The 15,798-nt window shown below is 63.9% G+C and carries 18 protein-coding genes and 1 tRNA gene; 10 read left to right on the top strand and 9 right to left on the bottom strand.

The window, feature by feature from the left end; all coding sequences use genetic code 11:
• Positions 1-8 precede the first annotated feature (8 nt).
• The 10 genes from AC07O2_RS08440 to AC07O2_RS08395 all read left to right on the top strand — a co-directional run bounded on the left by AC07O2_RS08440 (position 9) and on the right by AC07O2_RS08395 (position 6,518).
• A complete protein-coding gene (locus AC07O2_RS08440; RefSeq protein ID WP_495075292.1) occupies positions 9-1,016 on the top strand; it encodes a class 1 fructose-bisphosphatase in 1,008 nt (335 codons plus the stop codon).
• Between the two features lie 14 nt (positions 1,017-1,030).
• A tRNA-Thr gene (locus AC07O2_RS08435) sits at positions 1,031-1,106 on the top strand.
• A gap of 87 nt (positions 1,107-1,193) precedes the next feature.
• Positions 1,194-1,331: a hypothetical protein gene (locus AC07O2_RS08430; protein ID WP_495075291.1), complete on the top strand. Its 138-nt coding sequence runs from the start codon at positions 1,194-1,196 to the stop codon at positions 1,329-1,331.
• Between the two features lie 269 nt (positions 1,332-1,600).
• The gene (gene rpmB, locus AC07O2_RS08425; RefSeq protein WP_272548698.1) at positions 1,601-1,834 is read left to right on the top strand and encodes a 50S ribosomal protein L28; all 234 of its coding nucleotides are present in this window, start codon (positions 1,601-1,603) and stop codon (positions 1,832-1,834) included.
• Between the two features lie 11 nt (positions 1,835-1,845).
• Positions 1,846-2,016 (top strand): 50S ribosomal protein L33, encoded by a 171-nt coding sequence (rpmG, locus tag AC07O2_RS08420; protein ID WP_495075290.1) that lies wholly within the window; start codon positions 1,846-1,848, stop codon positions 2,014-2,016.
• A 122-nt stretch (positions 2,017-2,138) separates the two neighbouring features.
• On the top strand, positions 2,139-2,993 hold the full coding sequence (locus AC07O2_RS08415) for a 3',5'-nucleoside bisphosphate phosphatase (protein ID WP_495075289.1): 855 nt from the start codon (positions 2,139-2,141) through the stop codon (positions 2,991-2,993).
• Positions 2,990-3,880 carry a DMT family transporter gene (locus tag AC07O2_RS08410; RefSeq protein ID WP_495075288.1) on the top strand — a complete coding sequence of 297 codons (891 nt, stop codon included), beginning with the start codon at positions 2,990-2,992 and terminating at the stop codon, positions 3,878-3,880. The genes AC07O2_RS08415 and AC07O2_RS08410 overlap by 4 nt, the downstream gene beginning before the upstream one ends.
• 10 nt (positions 3,881-3,890) lie before the next feature.
• Positions 3,891-4,526 carry an L-threonylcarbamoyladenylate synthase gene (locus AC07O2_RS08405; protein ID WP_495075287.1) on the top strand — a complete coding sequence of 212 codons (636 nt, stop codon included), beginning with the start codon at positions 3,891-3,893 and terminating at the stop codon, positions 4,524-4,526.
• 26 nt (positions 4,527-4,552) lie between these two features.
• On the top strand, positions 4,553-5,221 hold the full coding sequence (locus AC07O2_RS08400; RefSeq protein ID WP_495075286.1) for a site-2 protease family protein: 669 nt from the start codon (positions 4,553-4,555) through the stop codon (positions 5,219-5,221).
• Positions 5,222-5,234: 13 nt separating this feature from the next.
• Positions 5,235-6,518: a tryptophan--tRNA ligase gene (locus AC07O2_RS08395; RefSeq protein ID WP_495075285.1), complete on the top strand. Its 1,284-nt coding sequence runs from the start codon at positions 5,235-5,237 to the stop codon at positions 6,516-6,518.
• Between the two features lies 1 nt (position 6,519).
• Here AC07O2_RS08395 and AC07O2_RS08390 read toward each other — a convergent pair whose 3' ends face one another.
• From AC07O2_RS08390 to AC07O2_RS08350, 9 genes are all read right to left on the bottom strand, one after another.
• Positions 6,520-7,314, bottom strand: coding sequence for an SDR family oxidoreductase (locus AC07O2_RS08390; protein ID WP_495075284.1), 795 nt, complete (start codon positions 7,312-7,314; stop codon positions 6,520-6,522).
• Between the two features lie 28 nt (positions 7,315-7,342).
• Positions 7,343-8,245: a DMT family transporter gene (locus AC07O2_RS08385; protein ID WP_495075484.1), complete on the bottom strand. Its 903-nt coding sequence runs from the start codon at positions 8,243-8,245 to the stop codon at positions 7,343-7,345.
• A 54-nt stretch (positions 8,246-8,299) separates the two neighbouring features.
• A complete protein-coding gene (locus AC07O2_RS08380) occupies positions 8,300-9,640 on the bottom strand; it encodes a DUF3422 family protein (protein WP_495075283.1) in 1,341 nt (446 codons plus the stop codon).
• A gap of 57 nt (positions 9,641-9,697) precedes the next feature.
• Positions 9,698-11,236 (bottom strand): tripartite tricarboxylate transporter permease, encoded by a 1,539-nt coding sequence (locus AC07O2_RS08375; protein ID WP_495075282.1) that lies wholly within the window; start codon positions 11,234-11,236, stop codon positions 9,698-9,700.
• 27 nt (positions 11,237-11,263) lie between these two features.
• Positions 11,264-11,752, bottom strand: a complete 489-nt coding sequence (locus AC07O2_RS08370) for a tripartite tricarboxylate transporter TctB family protein (protein WP_495075281.1) — start codon at positions 11,750-11,752, stop codon at positions 11,264-11,266.
• 103 nt (positions 11,753-11,855) lie between these two features.
• Complete coding sequence (gene tfpB, locus AC07O2_RS08365; protein ID WP_495075280.1) at positions 11,856-13,640, bottom strand: type IV pilus assembly ATPase TfpB; 1,785 nt, start codon at positions 13,638-13,640, stop codon at positions 11,856-11,858.
• Between the two features lie 13 nt (positions 13,641-13,653).
• On the bottom strand, positions 13,654-14,424 hold the full coding sequence (locus AC07O2_RS08360) for a class I SAM-dependent methyltransferase (protein WP_495075279.1): 771 nt from the start codon (positions 14,422-14,424) through the stop codon (positions 13,654-13,656).
• The gene (locus AC07O2_RS08355; RefSeq protein WP_495075278.1) at positions 14,424-14,930 is read right to left on the bottom strand and encodes a DNA-deoxyinosine glycosylase; all 507 of its coding nucleotides are present in this window, start codon (positions 14,928-14,930) and stop codon (positions 14,424-14,426) included. The genes AC07O2_RS08360 and AC07O2_RS08355 overlap by 1 nt, the downstream gene beginning before the upstream one ends.
• Positions 14,927-15,784, bottom strand: a complete 858-nt coding sequence (locus tag AC07O2_RS08350; protein ID WP_495075277.1) for a TatD family hydrolase — start codon at positions 15,782-15,784, stop codon at positions 14,927-14,929. The genes AC07O2_RS08355 and AC07O2_RS08350 overlap by 4 nt, the downstream gene beginning before the upstream one ends.
• Positions 15,785-15,798: the final 14 nt, after the last annotated feature.

Genomic DNA, 15,798 nt, shown 5'->3' with positions numbered 1-15,798 from the left:
GGAAACCCATGTCCAAAAATATATCCCTCACCCGCTACCTGGTAGAGCAGCAACGCGTGGACGGCCTGATTCCGGCCCAGCTGCGCCTGCTGCTGGAAGTGGTGGCCCGCTCATGCAAGAGCATCAGCCATGCCGTCAACAAGGGCGCGCTGGGTGGCGTGCTGGGTACCGCCGAGTCTGAAAACGTGCAGGGCGAAATCCAGAAAAAGCTGGACATCATCGCCAATGAAGTGCTGATCGAAGCCAATGAATGGGGCGGCCACCTGGCGGCCATGGCATCCGAAGAGATGGAAAGCATTTACGCCGTGCCGAACCGCTATCCGCAGGGCGAATACCTGCTGCTGTTCGATCCCCTGGACGGCTCTAGCAACATCGACGTGAACGTCAGCATCGGCACCATTTTCAGCGTGCTCAAAAAACCCGATGGCGATGCCGCCGTGGGTGAAAAAGACTTTCTGCAGGCCGGCCACCACCAGGTTGCTGCCGGCTACTGCGTCTACGGCCCGCAAACCACCCTGGTGCTGACCGTAGGCGACGGAGTCGCCATGTTCACGCTGGACCGCGAGCAGGGCTCCTTTGTGCTGACGCAGGAGAACGTGCAGATTCCGCCAGACACCAAGGAATTTGCCATCAATATGAGCAATATGCGCCACTGGGACACGCCGGTGAAGCGCTATGTGGAAGACTGCCTGCAAGGCAGCGAAGGCCCGCGTGGCAAGGACTTCAATATGCGCTGGATCGCCAGTATGGTGGCCGATGTACACCGCATCCTGACGCGCGGTGGTGTCTTCCTCTACCCCTGGGACAAGCGCGAGCCCAACAAGCCCGGCAAGCTGCGCCTGATGTACGAAGCCAACCCCATGGGCTGGCTGATCGAACAGGCCGGCGGCGCAGCCAGCACCGGCACCCAGCGCATCCTGGACATCGTGCCGGAGAAGCTGCACGAACGCGTGAGCGTGATCCTCGGATCAAAAAATGAGGTGGCCCACATTAATAGCTACTTCTCCAAGCTATAATCCAAGGCTAACGTGCCGGTGTAGCTCAGTCGGTAGAGCAGCTCATTCGTAATGAGAAGGTCGGGTGTTCGATTCATCTCTCCGGCACCACGTTGAATTTAAAAGCCCGCTGTCCAAAAGATAGCGGGCTTTTGCATTTTGCAGACGGTTTGCACATTGCCTTAGAAAGACCGCGCCATGAACCAACCCCCTCCCCGCAAAGAAATTCAGCCAAGGTTTGGCCGCCTGCTGGCCATATGCGCCTTGGCCGTGGTGTTTTGCGGCGTGCTGGTGTGGTTTGCCGGCACCTACCTGGTAGATTGTTGCGGCCCCTGAGGTGTCCTGGCACAGAAGAGCACCAGGAGCCGCGCGCGACAGGCGCAAGGGCACTGAAACAGTCGCAGAAGACAAACTCAAATCAAGACGCTATAATCATAGGCTTTACTGGATTTGGCGCGCCCGTTTTAATTAGTTTTAATGGGAACAATATCGCCGGTAAATGACTTTTACCGCCACTTCAAGCAGGTGGCGAGGTGCGGCGATTAGCCGTTAATTGCAGTGGCAAGCTTAGAACGCACACCACTGCACAAAATTGGAGTGTCCTCATGGCACGCGTATGCGAAGTAACGGGCAAAGGCCCGATGGTTGGGAACAACGTCTCCCACGCCAACAACAAAACCAAACGTCGGTTCCTGCCGAACCTGCAATACCGCCGCTTCTGGGTCGAAACCGAAAACCGTTGGGTGCGTCTGCGCATTTCCAATGCCGGTTTGCGTTTGATCGACAAAAACGGTATCGACTCTGTGCTCGCCGATCTGCGCGCACGTGGCCAAGCATAAGGAGCTGAATCATGGCAACCAAAGGCGGACGCGAAAAAATCAAGCTGGAATCCACAGCTGGTACTGGTCACTTCTACACCACGACCAAAAACAAGAAAACCATGCCCGAGAAAATGTTGATCAGCAAGTTTGATCCCAAGGCTCGCAAGCATGTGGAATACAAAGAAATCAAGCTGAAGTAATCCAGCCTGGCTCTTTGCCCCGAAACCCGCTCTTACCCAGCGGGTTTTTTTATGCCCGCCTGCATTCCCACCCAATAGCCACCGTGCGGACCAGGGGAAGCGCTAGGGCCTAAAATCAGACCGTGACATCCATACTCAACGCTGACCTCCACTGCCACTCCGTGGTTTCCGACGGTACTCTGACGCCGGAGCAGTTGGCAGCACGCGCCAGCGCCAACGGCGTGGAATTGTGGGCGCTTACTGACCACGACGAAATCGGCGGTCAGGCCCGGGCCGCCGCCGCTGCCAAGGCCCATGGCATGAAATACCTGACCGGGGTTGAAATCTCGGTCACTTTTGCCGGTGAAACGGTGCATATCGTTGGACTGGGGTTTGACGCTAACAGCCCGATCATGCAAGACGGACTCGGCGCCACGCGCGGTGGCCGTGGCCCACGCGCTATGGAAATGGCAGCAAGCCTGGCGGCAGCAGGCATCCCCGGCGCCTACGAAGGGGCACTGAAATTCGTCGGCAACCCGGCCTTGATCTCGCGCACCCACTTCGCCCGCTTCCTGGTGGAGTCCGGCGTCTGCAGCGATACCTACGAAGTGTTCCGCCGCTACCTGACCGAAGGCAAACCTGGCTACGTACCCCACCGCTGGGCGGCACTGAAAGACGCAGTGCAATGGATCACCCAGACCGGCGGCGTGGCGGTGATCGCCCACCCTGGCCGCTACAAATTCACGGCCAACGAAGAATACGCGCTGTTCAGTGAATTCAAGGCCCACGGCGGCCAGGCGGTCGAAGTCGTCACAGGCAGCCACACCGTGGCCGAATATGTGGAATACGCCGATATAGCCCGAGAGTTCGGTCTGGCGGCTTCGCGTGGTAGCGACTTCCACAGCCCCGACGAAAGCCATACCGACCTGGGCACCCTGCCTTATTTGTCCGGCAATTTGACACCCGTCTGGGACCTGCTCGCGGACCGCATCCAGTGAGCCGTCCAGCCTCTGCGTTGACCGGTATTGCGCTGGTCACCGTTGCGGTGGCGTGCTTTGCCACACTCGATACCACGGCCAAATGGACCAATGCCAGCGTGCCTCTGCTAATGACGCTGTGGTTTCGCTATTTCTTCCAGGCCTCGGTCACCACCATCACCATGCTGCCCGTACGGGGCTGGGCGCTGCTGAAAACAGCCCATCCCAAATTCCAGTGCCTGCGCGGTGTACTGCTGCTGACGACAAGCTTGTTCTCTTTTTTTAGCCTGCGTTACATGCCGGTTGGTGAGTTCACCGCCATCGTGATGATCACTCCGCTGGTGATCACCTTTGTGGCAGCACTGCTGGGGGAAGCCGTATCTCCAACACGCTGGCTGCTGGTCGCCGGTGGTTTCGTGGGCACGCTGATCATCATCCGTCCCGGTGGTGACGCCTTCAGGTGGACCACCCTGCTGCCACTGGGCCTGGTGGCGGCCAACGCCTGGTTCCAGGTGTTGACCAGCCGACTGGCCAAGACAGAAGACCCATTCACCATGCATTTCTACACCGGCTGGATTGGCACCGTGCTGGCATCCCTGCCCCTGCCGTTTGTCTGGGTACAGGTGCATGATTGGCAACTCTGGGGCGGAATGCTGCTGATGGGACTGATGGGTACGGCCGGCCACTTTCTGCTGATACTTGCCTACGCACGCACCCCAGCGGCCACACTGACGCCCTTTCTGTACGGTCAAATCGGTTTCGCCATGCTGGCGAGCTGGCTGGTCTTCTCACACCTGCCCGATACCTGGGCGATGCTGGGCATTGTGTTGATCGCCATTTGTGGCGCTGGCGGCGCCTGGCTGACCGTGCGAGAACGCCGCATTCAGGTACAACCCACCGAATCCTGATAATCACCCCATGGCCCAGTACTTTGAAATCCACCCCGACAACCCTCAGCCCCGGCTACTCAAGCAGACAGTTGCGCTGCTGGCACAAGGCAAGCTGGTGGCCGTACCCACCGACTCCAGCTACGCCCTGGTCTGCCATCTGGACGACAAGGCCGCTGCCGATCTGCTGCGCCGCACCCGTGGCGTAGACGACAAGCACCATCTGACCCTGTTGTGCCGCGACCTGAGCGAGCTGGCAAACTACGCCCGCGTGGACAACAAGCAGTACCGCCTGCTGAAAGCCGCCACGCCCGGTCCCTACACCTTCATCCTGGAAGCCAGCAAGGAAGTGCCACGCCGCCTGAGCCACCCGTCGCGCAAGACGATTGGCCTGCGCGTGCCAGAGCACAAGACCTTGCAGAGCCTGCTGGAGCTGCATGGCGCGCCACTGCTGGCCACCACACTGATACCGCCCGGCGAGACCGATCCGCTGAACGACGCGCATGCCATACGCGATTTGTTCGAACACCAGATTGCCGCCGTACTCGACGCCGGCGCCTGCCCCCTGGAGCCCACCACGGTCATCGATTTGACCGAGATGGGTCACGGCGGTGAGCCAGTCTTGGTACGCCAGGGCCGCGGCGACTTGTCTGCCATCGGCCTGTAAACCCACCTTTCACCGAGACCCTCCCCGTGGATATCGCCAACCTGATACAGACCATCCTCATCTACGCCCTGCCGGTGCTGTTTGCCATCACCGTGCACGAGGCGGCCCACGGCTACGTGGCCCACCACTATGGCGACAACACCGCCTACCGGCTGGGCCGCATCACGCTGAACCCGCTCAAGCACATTGACCCGATCGGCACCATCGCCATGCCACTGGTGCTGTACTTCCTGACCTCGGGCGCCTTTCTGTTTGGCTACGCCAAGCCGGTGCCGGTCAACTTCGGCAAGCTGCGCAACCCCAAAAAGGACATGATCTGGGTGGCCCTGGCCGGCCCGGCTGCCAACTTTGTACAAGCCTTGCTGTGGGGCGTGCTGCTGTACCTACTGATTGGTGCCAACATCAACGAGCGCTTCTTTCTGCAGATGTGCCGCGCCGGTCTGACCGTGAACGTGGTGATGTTCGCCTTTAACCTGTTCCCGCTGCCGCCGCTGGACGGTGGCCGTATTCTGGTGGGCCTGCTGCCCTACCGCCAGGCGGTCGCCGTATCGCGGGTGGAGCCCTGGGGCTTCATCATCGTGATGTTGCTGATCACCACGCACATTCTGGACACCTTCTGGCTGGCACCCGTCAAAGCCATCACCGATTTCGTGCTGGGCCTCATGCTGAGCCCCCTGGCCCTTCTCATCAATTGATACTCCTCCCGCCATGACTTCTTCTCGCGTTCTCACCGGCATCACCACCTCGGGCACGCCCCACCTGGGTAATTACGTCGGCTCGATCCGCCCCTCGGTACGCGCCAGCCTGGCGCCGGGTGTGGAAAGCTTTTACTTTCTGGCCGACTACCACGCGCTGATCAAGATCGACGACCCGGCTCGTATCCAGCGCAGCACGCTGGAGATCGCCGCCAGCTGGCTGGCCGCAGGGCTGGACCCGAACCGCGTGTCCTTCTACCGCCAGTCCGATATCCCGGAAATCCCCGAACTCAGCTGGATACTCACCTGCATGAGCGCCAAAGGCATGCTCAACCGCGCCCATGCCTACAAGGCCTCGGTGGACAAAAACCTGGCAGCACAGGCCGACCCGGACGCCGACATCAGCGCAGGCCTGTTCATGTACCCGGTGCTGATGGCGGCCGACATCGTGCTCTTCAACGCCCACAAGGTACCGGTAGGCCGCGACCAGGTGCAGCACATCGAGATGGCGCGCGACATCGCCCAACGCTTCAACCACACCTACGGCGAGCAGTTCGTGCTGCCCGAGGCGCTGATCGAAGAATCCGTTGCCACCCTGCCCGGCCTGGATGGCCGCAAGATGAGCAAGAGCTACGACAACACCATTCCGCTGTTCACCCCCAAGGCCCAGCTGCGCAAGCTGATTGCCGGCATCCTGACCGACTCGCGTGCGCCGGGCGAGGCCAAGGACACCGAAGGCTCAGCCCTGTTCCAGATCTACCAGGCCTTTGCCAGCGAGGCCGAGACCGCCGCATTGCGCCAGGCCTATGCCGACGGCATCGCCTGGGGCGACGCCAAGCAAATACTGTTCGAGCGCATCGACCAGGAAGTCGCGCCCATGCGCGATGCCTACCAGCGCTATATGGACAACCCCGGCGAGGTGGAAGACATCTTGCAGGCCGGTGCCGTGAAGGCCCGCAAGATCGCCACGCCCTTCGTCGCCCAGCTGCGCCATTCGGTGGGCCTGCGCAATCTGCGCGCCCAGGCCACGCAAAAATCGGCCAAGGCCGCCAAGGCGGCGCTGCCGGTGTTCAAGCAGTACCGTGAAACCACCGGCAAATTCCACTTCAAGCTGGTCGATGCCCACGGTCGCCTGCTGCTGGAAAGTGCCGGCTTCGACGCGCCCAAGGACGCAGGCCAAGCCATTGCCCGCTTACAGGCCGAAGGCATTGCCAGCCTGGGCGGCCTGCAGCCTGCCGAAGGCGCTAGCCTGGATGACATCAGCCAGGCCCTGGAAGCCCTGCAGAACGCGGCCTAAGCTAGAAGGTGCCGGGGTAGGCGCCACCATCGGCCAGCACGTTCTGGCCGGTGATGTAGCCGGCCTGCGCACTGCACAAGAAGGCGCAGATCGCGCCAAACTCCTCGGGCGTACCGAATCGCTGGGCGGGAATGGTCTTGCGCCGGGCGTCGGCCACCACGTCAAGGCTCTGCCCCAGCTTGTCGGCCGCGCCCTGCATATTGCCGCGCAGGCGGTCGGTATCGAACGCCCCCGGCAGCAGGTTGTTGATGGTGACACCCTGCCCGGCAAGCGGGCTGCGCGCCAGGCCAGCGATAAATCCGGTCAAACCGCTGCGCGCACCATTGCTCAGGCCCAGCACATCGATGGGCGACTTCACCGCGCTGCTGGTGATGTTGACGATGCGGCCAAAGCCACGCGCCGCCATTCCGTCCACCGTGGTCTTGATGAGTTCGATGGGGGTCAGCATGTTTGCGTCCACCGCCTTGATCCAGGCCTCGCGGTCCCAGTTGCGGAAGTCGCCCGTGGGCGGCCCGCCGGCATTGGTGACCACGATGTCGAAATCCTGGCGCATGGCGAACACCGCCGCCCGGCCTTCCGGCGTGGTGATATCTGCAGCACAAAATAGCACGCTAGCGCTTGATTTACCTGCGCAAGAAGCTATCAAATCTGCAGCAGCCGCCTGCAGCGCCGGTGCACCGCGGGCCACCATCAGCACGTTCACCCCCTCGCGTGCCAACGCCTGCGCACAGCCCAGACCCAGGCCTTTGCTGGCCCCGCATACCAAGGCCCAACGGCCCGCGATTCCCAAGTCCATATTCACTCCTTTTTGCGTTGCAACCGGTTCAGCCCGCCTTGCGGGTAAACACATAGATCCCCAGCATTACCAACACGGTGCCGGCCGCCACCCAACCGGTGAAGGGCTCGCCCAGGATGAACACGCCCATGAGAATAGTGGACATGGGCCCCACCATACCCACCTGGGCGGCGAGACCAGCGCCCAGGCGCTCGATGGCCATCATCACCATCAGCACCGGAGCGGCGGTGCAGGCGGTGGCGTTCAGCACCGACAGCCACAGCACCTCGGGTGCCACCAGCGCGGCGGACATGGGCCGCAACAGCACAAACTGCAGCAGGCAGCACAGGCAGGCCACCGTGGTAGCCAGCCCGACCAGGCGCAGCGAGCCCACGCGCTGCACCATCTGGCCGCTGTAGACCAGGTAGATGGCGTAGCTGATGGCGCTGCCAAACACCAGCAAGGCGCCCAGGCCTGCGTTGGCGCCCTGCAGATTGATTTCGTGGCCAAACACCAGCACCACGCCGCCGTAACACACGGCCATGCCCAGCACCTGCAGCCGGGTGATGGGTTTGCGGTACAGCAGCCAGCCCAGCAGCACCACCAGCGTGGGGTTGGTGTACAGGATCAAGCGCTCCAGCGAGGCGCTGATATAGCCCAGGCCGGCAAAGTCCAGGTAGCTGGCCAGGTAGTAGCCGGTCACACCCAGGCCCAGCACACCCCACCAGTCGCGCGCGCTTAAGCGCGGCTTGCCCCGGCTGGACCACCAGGCCATGACGGCGAAGATGGGCAGCGCAAACAGCATGCGGTACATGATGAGGGTGACGGCGTCCACGCCGTAGCGGTAGGCCAGCTTGATGATGATGGCCTTGCCGCTGAAGGCAATCGAGCCGACAAGTGCGAGCAACAGGCCGGTTGCTATGTTTTTTGTAGCCACTGGTGCAGAAGATATAAGCGCTGGAGGCTTATTTTATGTGGAGGCCCATAGCCCGCGCTGGGCGCGGGATTAAGCGTGCTGCTTGCCGAACATGCGATGGTGCAGCCGCCGCAGCGACCACCATACACCGCCGGCCACCAGCGGGATCGCCACGGCGGCCGTGCTCTCGGGGCTCCAGGGCCAGCCTATGGCGTGCGCACCCTTGGCCATATAGCTGACCAGGCCGACGATGTAGTAAGTGATGGCCGCCACCGACAGGCCCTCCACCGTGGCCTGCATCTGCAGCTGCAGGCCCTGGCGCGTGTTCATGGTGGTCAGCAATGCCTGGCTGCTCTGCTGCTGCTCGATCTCCACCCGGGTGCGCAGCAGATTGCTCATGCGCGACACGCGCTGCGACAGCGCGTCCTGCCGCCGTGTGGCCCACTCGCAGGTGCTGCGCGCAGGCGTCAGGCGGCGGTCCATGAATTCGCGGATGGTCTGCATGCCGGCCAGCCGCGACTCGTTGATGTCGGTAATGCGTTTGTCCACCAGCTCGAAATACGCCGCGCTGGCCGAAAAGCGCGAATGCGTGGCGGCGTACTGGCTCTCCACCTGGCCGGCCAGCCGGGTCAGGCGGTCCAGCAGCTGGGGCTCATCGTCGCGGTTGGCGCTGCGTATGGCTTCGGCCAGGGATGCCAGCTCCCGCTCGGCAAAAGCCAGCACGTCGGCGGCCTCGCGGGCAGCGGGCAGGCCCAGCAGCGCGGCCATGCGGTAGGTTTCGATCTCCAGCAGGCGCTGCACCAGCCGGCCCAGGCGGCGCGGCGACAGAGACTCGACGCCCGCCGCCTCGGCCTGCGCCGCACCACCGGCCAGCAGCACGATGCGCGAAAAGCCGTCGGCATGGATGGCAAAGTCGGTGTACACCTTGGCATGCCCGCCGGCCACACTGGAGGCCACCAGCGAGTCCTCGAACAACACCTGCCGCACCAATGCATCGCCGCCCTGCACCATGGGCGCAGGCAAGGCCCACAGATGCAGGCTCACCAGGCACTGGCCAGGCAAGGCGGCAAACCAGTCCTGCGGCACGGCCTGCGCGGCGGTCACGGGGTCCACCTGCGTGCCGGCCGTGTCGGGCTCCAGGGCACGCATAAAGGTGTAGGTAACGAACTCGGTATGCATTTCCCAGCGCAGCCGGAAGGGCCCCACGTCCATGCGGATATGCGTGGACTGGGCGTCGGGCTGGGCCAGGTGGTGGTCGCGCAGCAAGGCCGCCACATGGGCGCGGCTGGCCTCCCGCCCCACGGCGTCACAGACCATCACCACATGGGAGATGGCCAGCGGCGCCGCCATGGCCTCGGGCGGCCGGGCGTGGATTTCGTTGTGCAGCGCCGTGCGTTGCGGATGTTGCGAAGGGTGGGTAGAAGATGCCATGGTTGGAACTGATTGTGACGCAGACACGTGTCACCTCCGGCAGAAATGCAGCTTGGCTCAGTCCTCAACAAACGCATCTTCACGCTTGCGGCGCACCGCCTGCACCAGCACGATGAGCACCATCAGTGCCGCCACGGTCAGCAGCCCAGCCGACAGGCCCCGGGTGACGAAGACGCTCCAGTCACCGCCCGACTGCTGCAGCGCGTTGCGCAAATGGGCCTCCATGCCCGGCCCCAGCACCACGCCCAGCAGCAGCGGCGCGGGCTCGCAGCCCAGCTTGTGGAACAGGTAGCCGACGGCACCCAGGCCCGCCACCAGCCAGACACCAAACACCTGGTGGCTGGTGGTGTAGACCCCGAGCGCACACAGCAACACGATGCATGGGAACACCCATGGCACCCCTGGGTACGGCAGCTTCAGCAGCCGGCACCAGATGCCTATGCCTACCAGTGGCAGGTTCAGCGCCACCAGTATCCCGTGGGCAAGCCACAGCGAGGCCACCAAGCCCCATAACAGCTCGGGCTGGGCCGCCATCGCCTGCGGGCCGGGCTGGACGTGGTAGCGGGCCATGGCGCCCACCAGCAGTGCCAACACGGCATTGGACGGAATACCCAGGGCCAGCAGCGGAAGGAACGCGGTCTGCGCACCCGCGTGGTAGGCCGCCTCGGGGCCGGCCACACCACGGATATTGCCCTTGCCGAGTGCGATTTCCATTGCGATGTCGCCGGTCTGCATGTGCCTGCGCTTTTCCATGGCGTAGCTGGTGAACGCGGCCCGCAGCGCGCCGCCCCCCGGCAGCATGCCAACCACCAAACCCAGGAAGCTACCGCGTCCTATGGCGGCGGCCATGTCTTTCATGTCCTGCCGGGTGGGCAGCAGGCCACCGAGCTTGGGGCTCAGCACCTGGCGGTCACCATCGGGCCGGGCCAGTTGGGCGATAGCTTCCGCGTAGACAAACACGCCCATAGCGATAGCCACGCAATCGATACCGTCCGCCAGTTCCGGGATATTGAAACTGAAACGCGGCACGCCCGAAAGTCCATCCTTCCCCACCAAGCCCAGCAACAGGCCCAGGACGGCCATAGCCATGGCCTTCAACAGCGAACCCGAGGCCAACACCACCGCACCGACCAGGCCCAGCACCATCAACGAAAAAAACTCCACTGGGCCCCACTGCAAAGCCAGCGCGGCCAACGGCACAGCCAATGTAGCCAGTACCACGGCACCCACCGAGCCCGCGAAAAATGCCCCCAGCACCACGGCCACCAGTGCCGGCCCGGCGCGGCCCTGGCGGGCCATCTGGTAGCCGTCGAAAGCCGTCACCACGGGCACGGCTTCAGCCGGCAGACGCGCCAGAATGGCGACAGTGGCGCCTGCATACCGGGTGCCGCAGTAGATGCAGACCAGCATGGTCAAAGCAGACAAGGGTGGCAAGCCGTAGGTAGCTGGCAGCAGCATGGCGATGGCAGCCACCGGGCCGATGCCGGGCACAAGCCCGACCAGCATCCCCAACGTGCAACCCGCCAGCGTATACAGCAGGTTGGCGGGCGCAAACGCCACACCCAAGCCCAGCGCCAGGTTATGCAACACATCCATGCCCGCCCTTTAACCTTAGCTTTGGCCTTAGCCGGCCATGAATACCGGCCAGACCTGTATCTGCAGCTTCAGCAAGGGAATACAGACAAGGTAGCTGCCCAGTGCCAGGGCAGCGGCCAGTGCCAGCGCAGCGCGCAACGCACAGCCCTTGGCCGCCAGCGCGGCCACGAAGACCAGCATAAACACAGCCACCACCAGCCCCATAGGCGGCAAACCTATGGCCGGCAAGCCCGCCAACAGCAGGCCAAACGCCGCATTGGCCACCAGAATGCAGAGCAGAGGGCGCCAGGCCCAGCGGCCCATCCGGCCACCGTCCTCGGTCTCAGTGACCAGAGACTTGAAGGTGATCAGCAGGCCCAGCAACAGCATCAACAAGCCCAGCAGCAGCGGGAAGTAGCCCGGCCCCATGCCCGCCGCCGATCCCACGGCGTAGGTAGTGGCGCCCCAGGCAAATGCGCCGCCCAGCCCCATGAACATCAGGCCCGAGAAAAAGTCTTTCTGGCTTTTTATTTGCATGCCCCGCCCTCCCAGGCGCCACGAAAACAACGGTGGCGCGATTATGTTGGCAGGCACTGCGCCGGCCGCCACGGGTTGTCCCTAGGCGGAAACCCCGCAGCTATCAATCCAGCGGCGGGGTCGCAGACAACACCTCGTCCAGCGTGGTCAGGCCCTCGGCCACACGCAGCGCGCCGGCCAGGCGCAGCGGGCGCATACCGTCGGCCACGCCCTGGCGGCGCAGCGCGTCGATGCTGGGGCCCTGGTTGACCTGGGCCTTGAAGGCCTCGGACACGGTCAGCAGCTCGTACACGCCCATGCGGCCCATGAAGCCGGTCATGCGGCAGTCCACGCAACCCACCGGTTTGTAGGGCGTGTATTCGGTATTGATCTTCCAGGGCTTGATGGCCGCGCCCAGGGTCTCGCGGGCGAGCACTTCGTCCGGCGCACGGCACTGCTTGCACAGGGTGCGCACCAGGCGCTGGGCCAACACGCCCAGCACCGTGGCATTCAGCAGATAAGCAGGCACGCCCAGCTCCATCATGCGGGTGATGGCGGAGGGCGCGTCGTTGGTGTGCAGGGTGGAGAACACCAGGTGGCCGGTCAGCGCCGCCTGTACCGCCATTTCGGCCGTGGCCAGGTCGCGGATTTCGCCGACCATGATGATGTCCGGGTCCTGCCGCATCAGCGCGCGCAGGCCTTCGGTGAAGCCGAAGTCGAGCTGCGGCTGCACCTGGGTCTGGTTGAAGCTGGGCTCGATCATTTCGATCGGGTCTTCCACCGTGCTGACGTTCACCTCCTCGGTAGCCACGCGCTTCAGGGTGGAGTACAGCGTGGTGGTCTTGCCCGAACCGGTGGGGCCGGTCACCAGGATGATGCCGTGCGGACGCTTCACCAGCGCCTCCCAGCGTTGCGCATCGTGCGGGGTGAAGCCCAAGGCGTCCAGGTCTTTCACCGCGGTGTCGGGGTCAAAAATCCGCATCACCATCTTCTCGCCGAAAGCAGTGGGCAGGGTGGACAAGCGCATTTCCACCTCGTCGCCGCGTGGGTTGCGGGTCTTGATGCGGCCGTCCAGCGGGCGGCGCTTTTCCACCACGTCCATGCGGCCCAGCAGCTTGATGCGGGCCACCATGGCGTTCATCACCGTCATGGGCATCTGGTAGACCGGGTGCAGCACGCCGTCGATGCGGAAGCGGATCACGCCCTGCTCGCGGCGCGGCTCCAGGTGGATGTCGCTGGCGCGCTGGTTGAAGGCGTACTGCCACAGCCAGTCCACCACCTGCACCACGCTCTGGTCGTTGGCGTCCAGCTGCTTATTGGTTTTGCCCAGCTCCACCAGCTGCTCGAAGCTGCCGGCGCCGATATTGCCGCCGGCCTTTTGCACCGCCTTGACGGACTTGGCCAGCGCGAAGAACTCGGCCGTGTAGCGGTGTATCTCCAGCGGGCTGGCCACCACGCGGCGCACGCTGCGGCGCGACTGGCGCTCTACCTCGCTGACCCAGTCGGTCAGGAAGGGCTCGCTGGTGGCCACCACCACTTCAGACGTGGTGACCTGCACCGGCAGCACCTTGTGGCGCTCGGCATACACGGCGCTCATGGTGTCGGCCACCTTGCCCACCTCGACCTTCAGGGGGTCGATGCGCAGGTACTGCAAACCAGCACGGCCGGCCAGCCACTGCGTCAGGGATTCGATGTCCAGCGGCTTGCCGTCGCTGGCGCGCTGCATGGCCACGCTGGCCAGGCGTACTAGGGCGGGCTGGGCGCTTTCGGCCTGCGAGCAGCGGGCAATGGTGCGCTGCTGCTCGGTGGGCGAAATCACCCCGTCCTCGGCCAGCCACTGCACCAGCAAGCGCCAGTGCACCGGGCCAGCGTACGGGGTTTTAGCGAGAGTGGGTGCGGCAGCTTTCATGGCAGTGCTTACCTCAGGCTTGTACAGGCTTGAATATCTTCAGCCACTTGGCGGCTGCCAGGCCCCAGCGGGTCTGGATGGCTTCGGCGCGTTCCAGCAGCTCGGCCTGGCTGGGGCGGCTGGGCGTGCGCTGGGCCAGCACGATGGTGTTGCCGTCCTTGGTGGGCTTGAAGGCCCACACCGCGTCGGCGCCAAAGGCTTCGGTGATCTTGGCCACGCTTTGCGGGTAGCTGGAGTCTTCGCCGAACAGGTTGACCGTCATGCAGCCCTCTTCGGTCAGCAGCTTGCGGCAGTCGGCGTAGAAATCGGCGCTGTCCAGCACCGGGGCGGCAGCGTCCTGGTCGTACAGGTCTACCTGCAACGCGTCTATGGTGCCAGCCCAGTCGCTGTTCTGGATTTTCAGCGCCGCATCGCCCAGCACCACGCGCAGGCGCTCGTCGTCTGGCGGCAGCTTGAACCAGAAGCGACATGCCGACAGCACCTGCGGGTTCAGCTCCACCGCGGTGGTGTCCATGCGCAGCTTCTTGCGGCAGAACTTGGTCAGCGTGCCGGCCCCCAGGCCCAGCTGCATGGCGCGGCGCTTGGCCACGCTGCTGGCGGGCACGAACAGCAGCCAGGCCATCATGCGGCGCACGTATTCCAGCTCAATATCAAAGGGGGCGTCCAGCAGCATCGAGCCCTGGACCCACTCGGTGCCCAGGTGCAGGGTGCGCACATCACCGTAGTCGCTAAAGTTGACTTCGGGCAGTGCGGCGGCACTTGCCGCGGCAGATTTACGGGCCATCAAATATCCATTCCAAATTGTTCAAATACTTCACGCCAGGCCGCCAGCTTGCGCTCAAAGCTCCAGCTGGCATTCGCCGGGCTGGTGGACGGCAGTTTCAGCACCGGCAGGCCCAGGGCCTGGATCTGCGCGGCGTGGCGAAAACTCTCGGCGCCATTGTGCGCGACAGCCTGCAGCGCCGGACAGCGCAGTCGCAGGCCGGCGAAGTCATTTACCTCGGCATTGCGAATCTTTGCATCGAGGCTACCCACGCGTTCGCAGCTGGCGTAAACATCCCACAGGCCCACGCCCTTGGACAGCATCCAGGCGCTACGCTTTTCATAGCTACTCGCGCAGATATCTTCTGCGCTAACGCCATAAATGGCTGCAAGTATGCGCCAGAACTTATTTTGCGGATGGCCGTAGTACTGCTGCGCCGCCAGCGAGGCCGCGCCGGGGAAGCTGCCCAAGATGAGCAGCCGGGTGTTGTCCGCCACCAGCGGCGGCAGGCCCACCAGCCTTGTCATGCTGCAACGAGGGCACGTAGCCGGGGCAAGGCGTCCAGCGCATTGCGGGTGGTGGCAGCGGCCACTGCGTCCACAGGCAGGCCGCGCAAATCGGCCAGCACTGCACCAATGCGCGGCAGCTCCAGCGGCGAATTGATGCCCTGCGCCTGGCCTGCCGCGCGCTGGGCGGCGGTGGTGTACAGCCACTGCGGCGGAATGTCGGGCGCGTCCGTCTCCAGCACCAGGGCCTCCATCGGCAAGCTCGTCGCCAGGCGACGCAGCTGGTTCGCCGCCTCAAAAGTCATGGCGCCGCCAAAACCCAGCTTGAAGCCCATATCGATGAACACCTGCGCCTGCTGCGCGCTGCCGTTGAAGGCATGGGCGATGCCCTGCCAGCGCCCCCCCGGGCCGGCCACTGCGCGCAAATGCTTGAGCACCAGGTTGGCGCTGCGCCGCACGTGCAGGATCACCGGCAGGTCGAACTTCCTGGCCAGCTTGAGCTGGGCCCGGTAGAAGTGCTGCTGGCGCGCCAGCATGGCCGGCTCCAGCAGCGCGGGCACGAACAGGTCCAGCCCGATCTCGCCCACCGCCACCAGGCGCGGGTCATCGCGGTGCGCGGCCAGCGCCTGCTCCAGCAGGTCCAGGTCGCCATCCTGCGCGCGCGGCACAAACAGCGGGTGAATGCCCAGCGCATAGGCGTCGCCGGTCTGCTGGGCCAGCAGCCGCACCGTGTCGAAGTTGCTGGCCATGACGCCTTGCAACACACACATCGCTACATTTTCAATAGCTGCCTGCGCACGTAAATCCAGCGCTAGCGCGTGGTTTTGTCCAAATTCCGGGGCATCCAGATGGCAGTGCGTATCGATCCACATCATGCGGGGACTTTAAC

It is taken from the genome of Rhodoferax sp. GW821-FHT10B06, from assembly GCF_059415605.1.
Note: the sequence above shows the minus strand (reverse complement) of the source record. Positions and strands in the feature narration are given on the sequence as shown.

Coding starts and splice junctions, on each gene's coding strand:
- AC07O2_RS08440 (WP_495075292.1), top strand. CDS start 9: ATGTCCAAAAATATATCCCTCACCCGCTACCTGGTAGAGCAGCAACGC.
- AC07O2_RS08430 (WP_495075291.1), top strand. CDS start 1,194: ATGAACCAACCCCCTCCCCGCAAAGAAATTCAGCCAAGGTTTGGCCGC.
- rpmB (WP_272548698.1), top strand. CDS start 1,601: ATGGCACGCGTATGCGAAGTAACGGGCAAAGGCCCGATGGTTGGGAAC.
- rpmG (WP_495075290.1), top strand. CDS start 1,846: ATGGCAACCAAAGGCGGACGCGAAAAAATCAAGCTGGAATCCACAGCT.
- AC07O2_RS08405 (WP_495075287.1), top strand. CDS start 3,891: ATGGCCCAGTACTTTGAAATCCACCCCGACAACCCTCAGCCCCGGCTA.
- AC07O2_RS08395 (WP_495075285.1), top strand. CDS start 5,235: ATGACTTCTTCTCGCGTTCTCACCGGCATCACCACCTCGGGCACGCCC.
- AC07O2_RS08390 (WP_495075284.1), bottom strand. CDS start 7,314: ATGGACTTGGGAATCGCGGGCCGTTGGGCCTTGGTATGCGGGGCCAGC.
- AC07O2_RS08380 (WP_495075283.1), bottom strand. CDS start 9,640: ATGGCATCTTCTACCCACCCTTCGCAACATCCGCAACGCACGGCGCTG.
- AC07O2_RS08375 (WP_495075282.1), bottom strand. CDS start 11,236: ATGGATGTGTTGCATAACCTGGCGCTGGGCTTGGGTGTGGCGTTTGCG.
- AC07O2_RS08370 (WP_495075281.1), bottom strand. CDS start 11,752: ATGCAAATAAAAAGCCAGAAAGACTTTTTCTCGGGCCTGATGTTCATG.
- tfpB (WP_495075280.1), bottom strand. CDS start 13,640: ATGAAAGCTGCCGCACCCACTCTCGCTAAAACCCCGTACGCTGGCCCG.
- AC07O2_RS08360 (WP_495075279.1), bottom strand. CDS start 14,424: ATGGCCCGTAAATCTGCCGCGGCAAGTGCCGCCGCACTGCCCGAAGTC.
- AC07O2_RS08355 (WP_495075278.1), bottom strand. CDS start 14,930: ATGACAAGGCTGGTGGGCCTGCCGCCGCTGGTGGCGGACAACACCCGG.
- AC07O2_RS08350 (WP_495075277.1), bottom strand. CDS start 15,784: ATGATGTGGATCGATACGCACTGCCATCTGGATGCCCCGGAATTTGGA.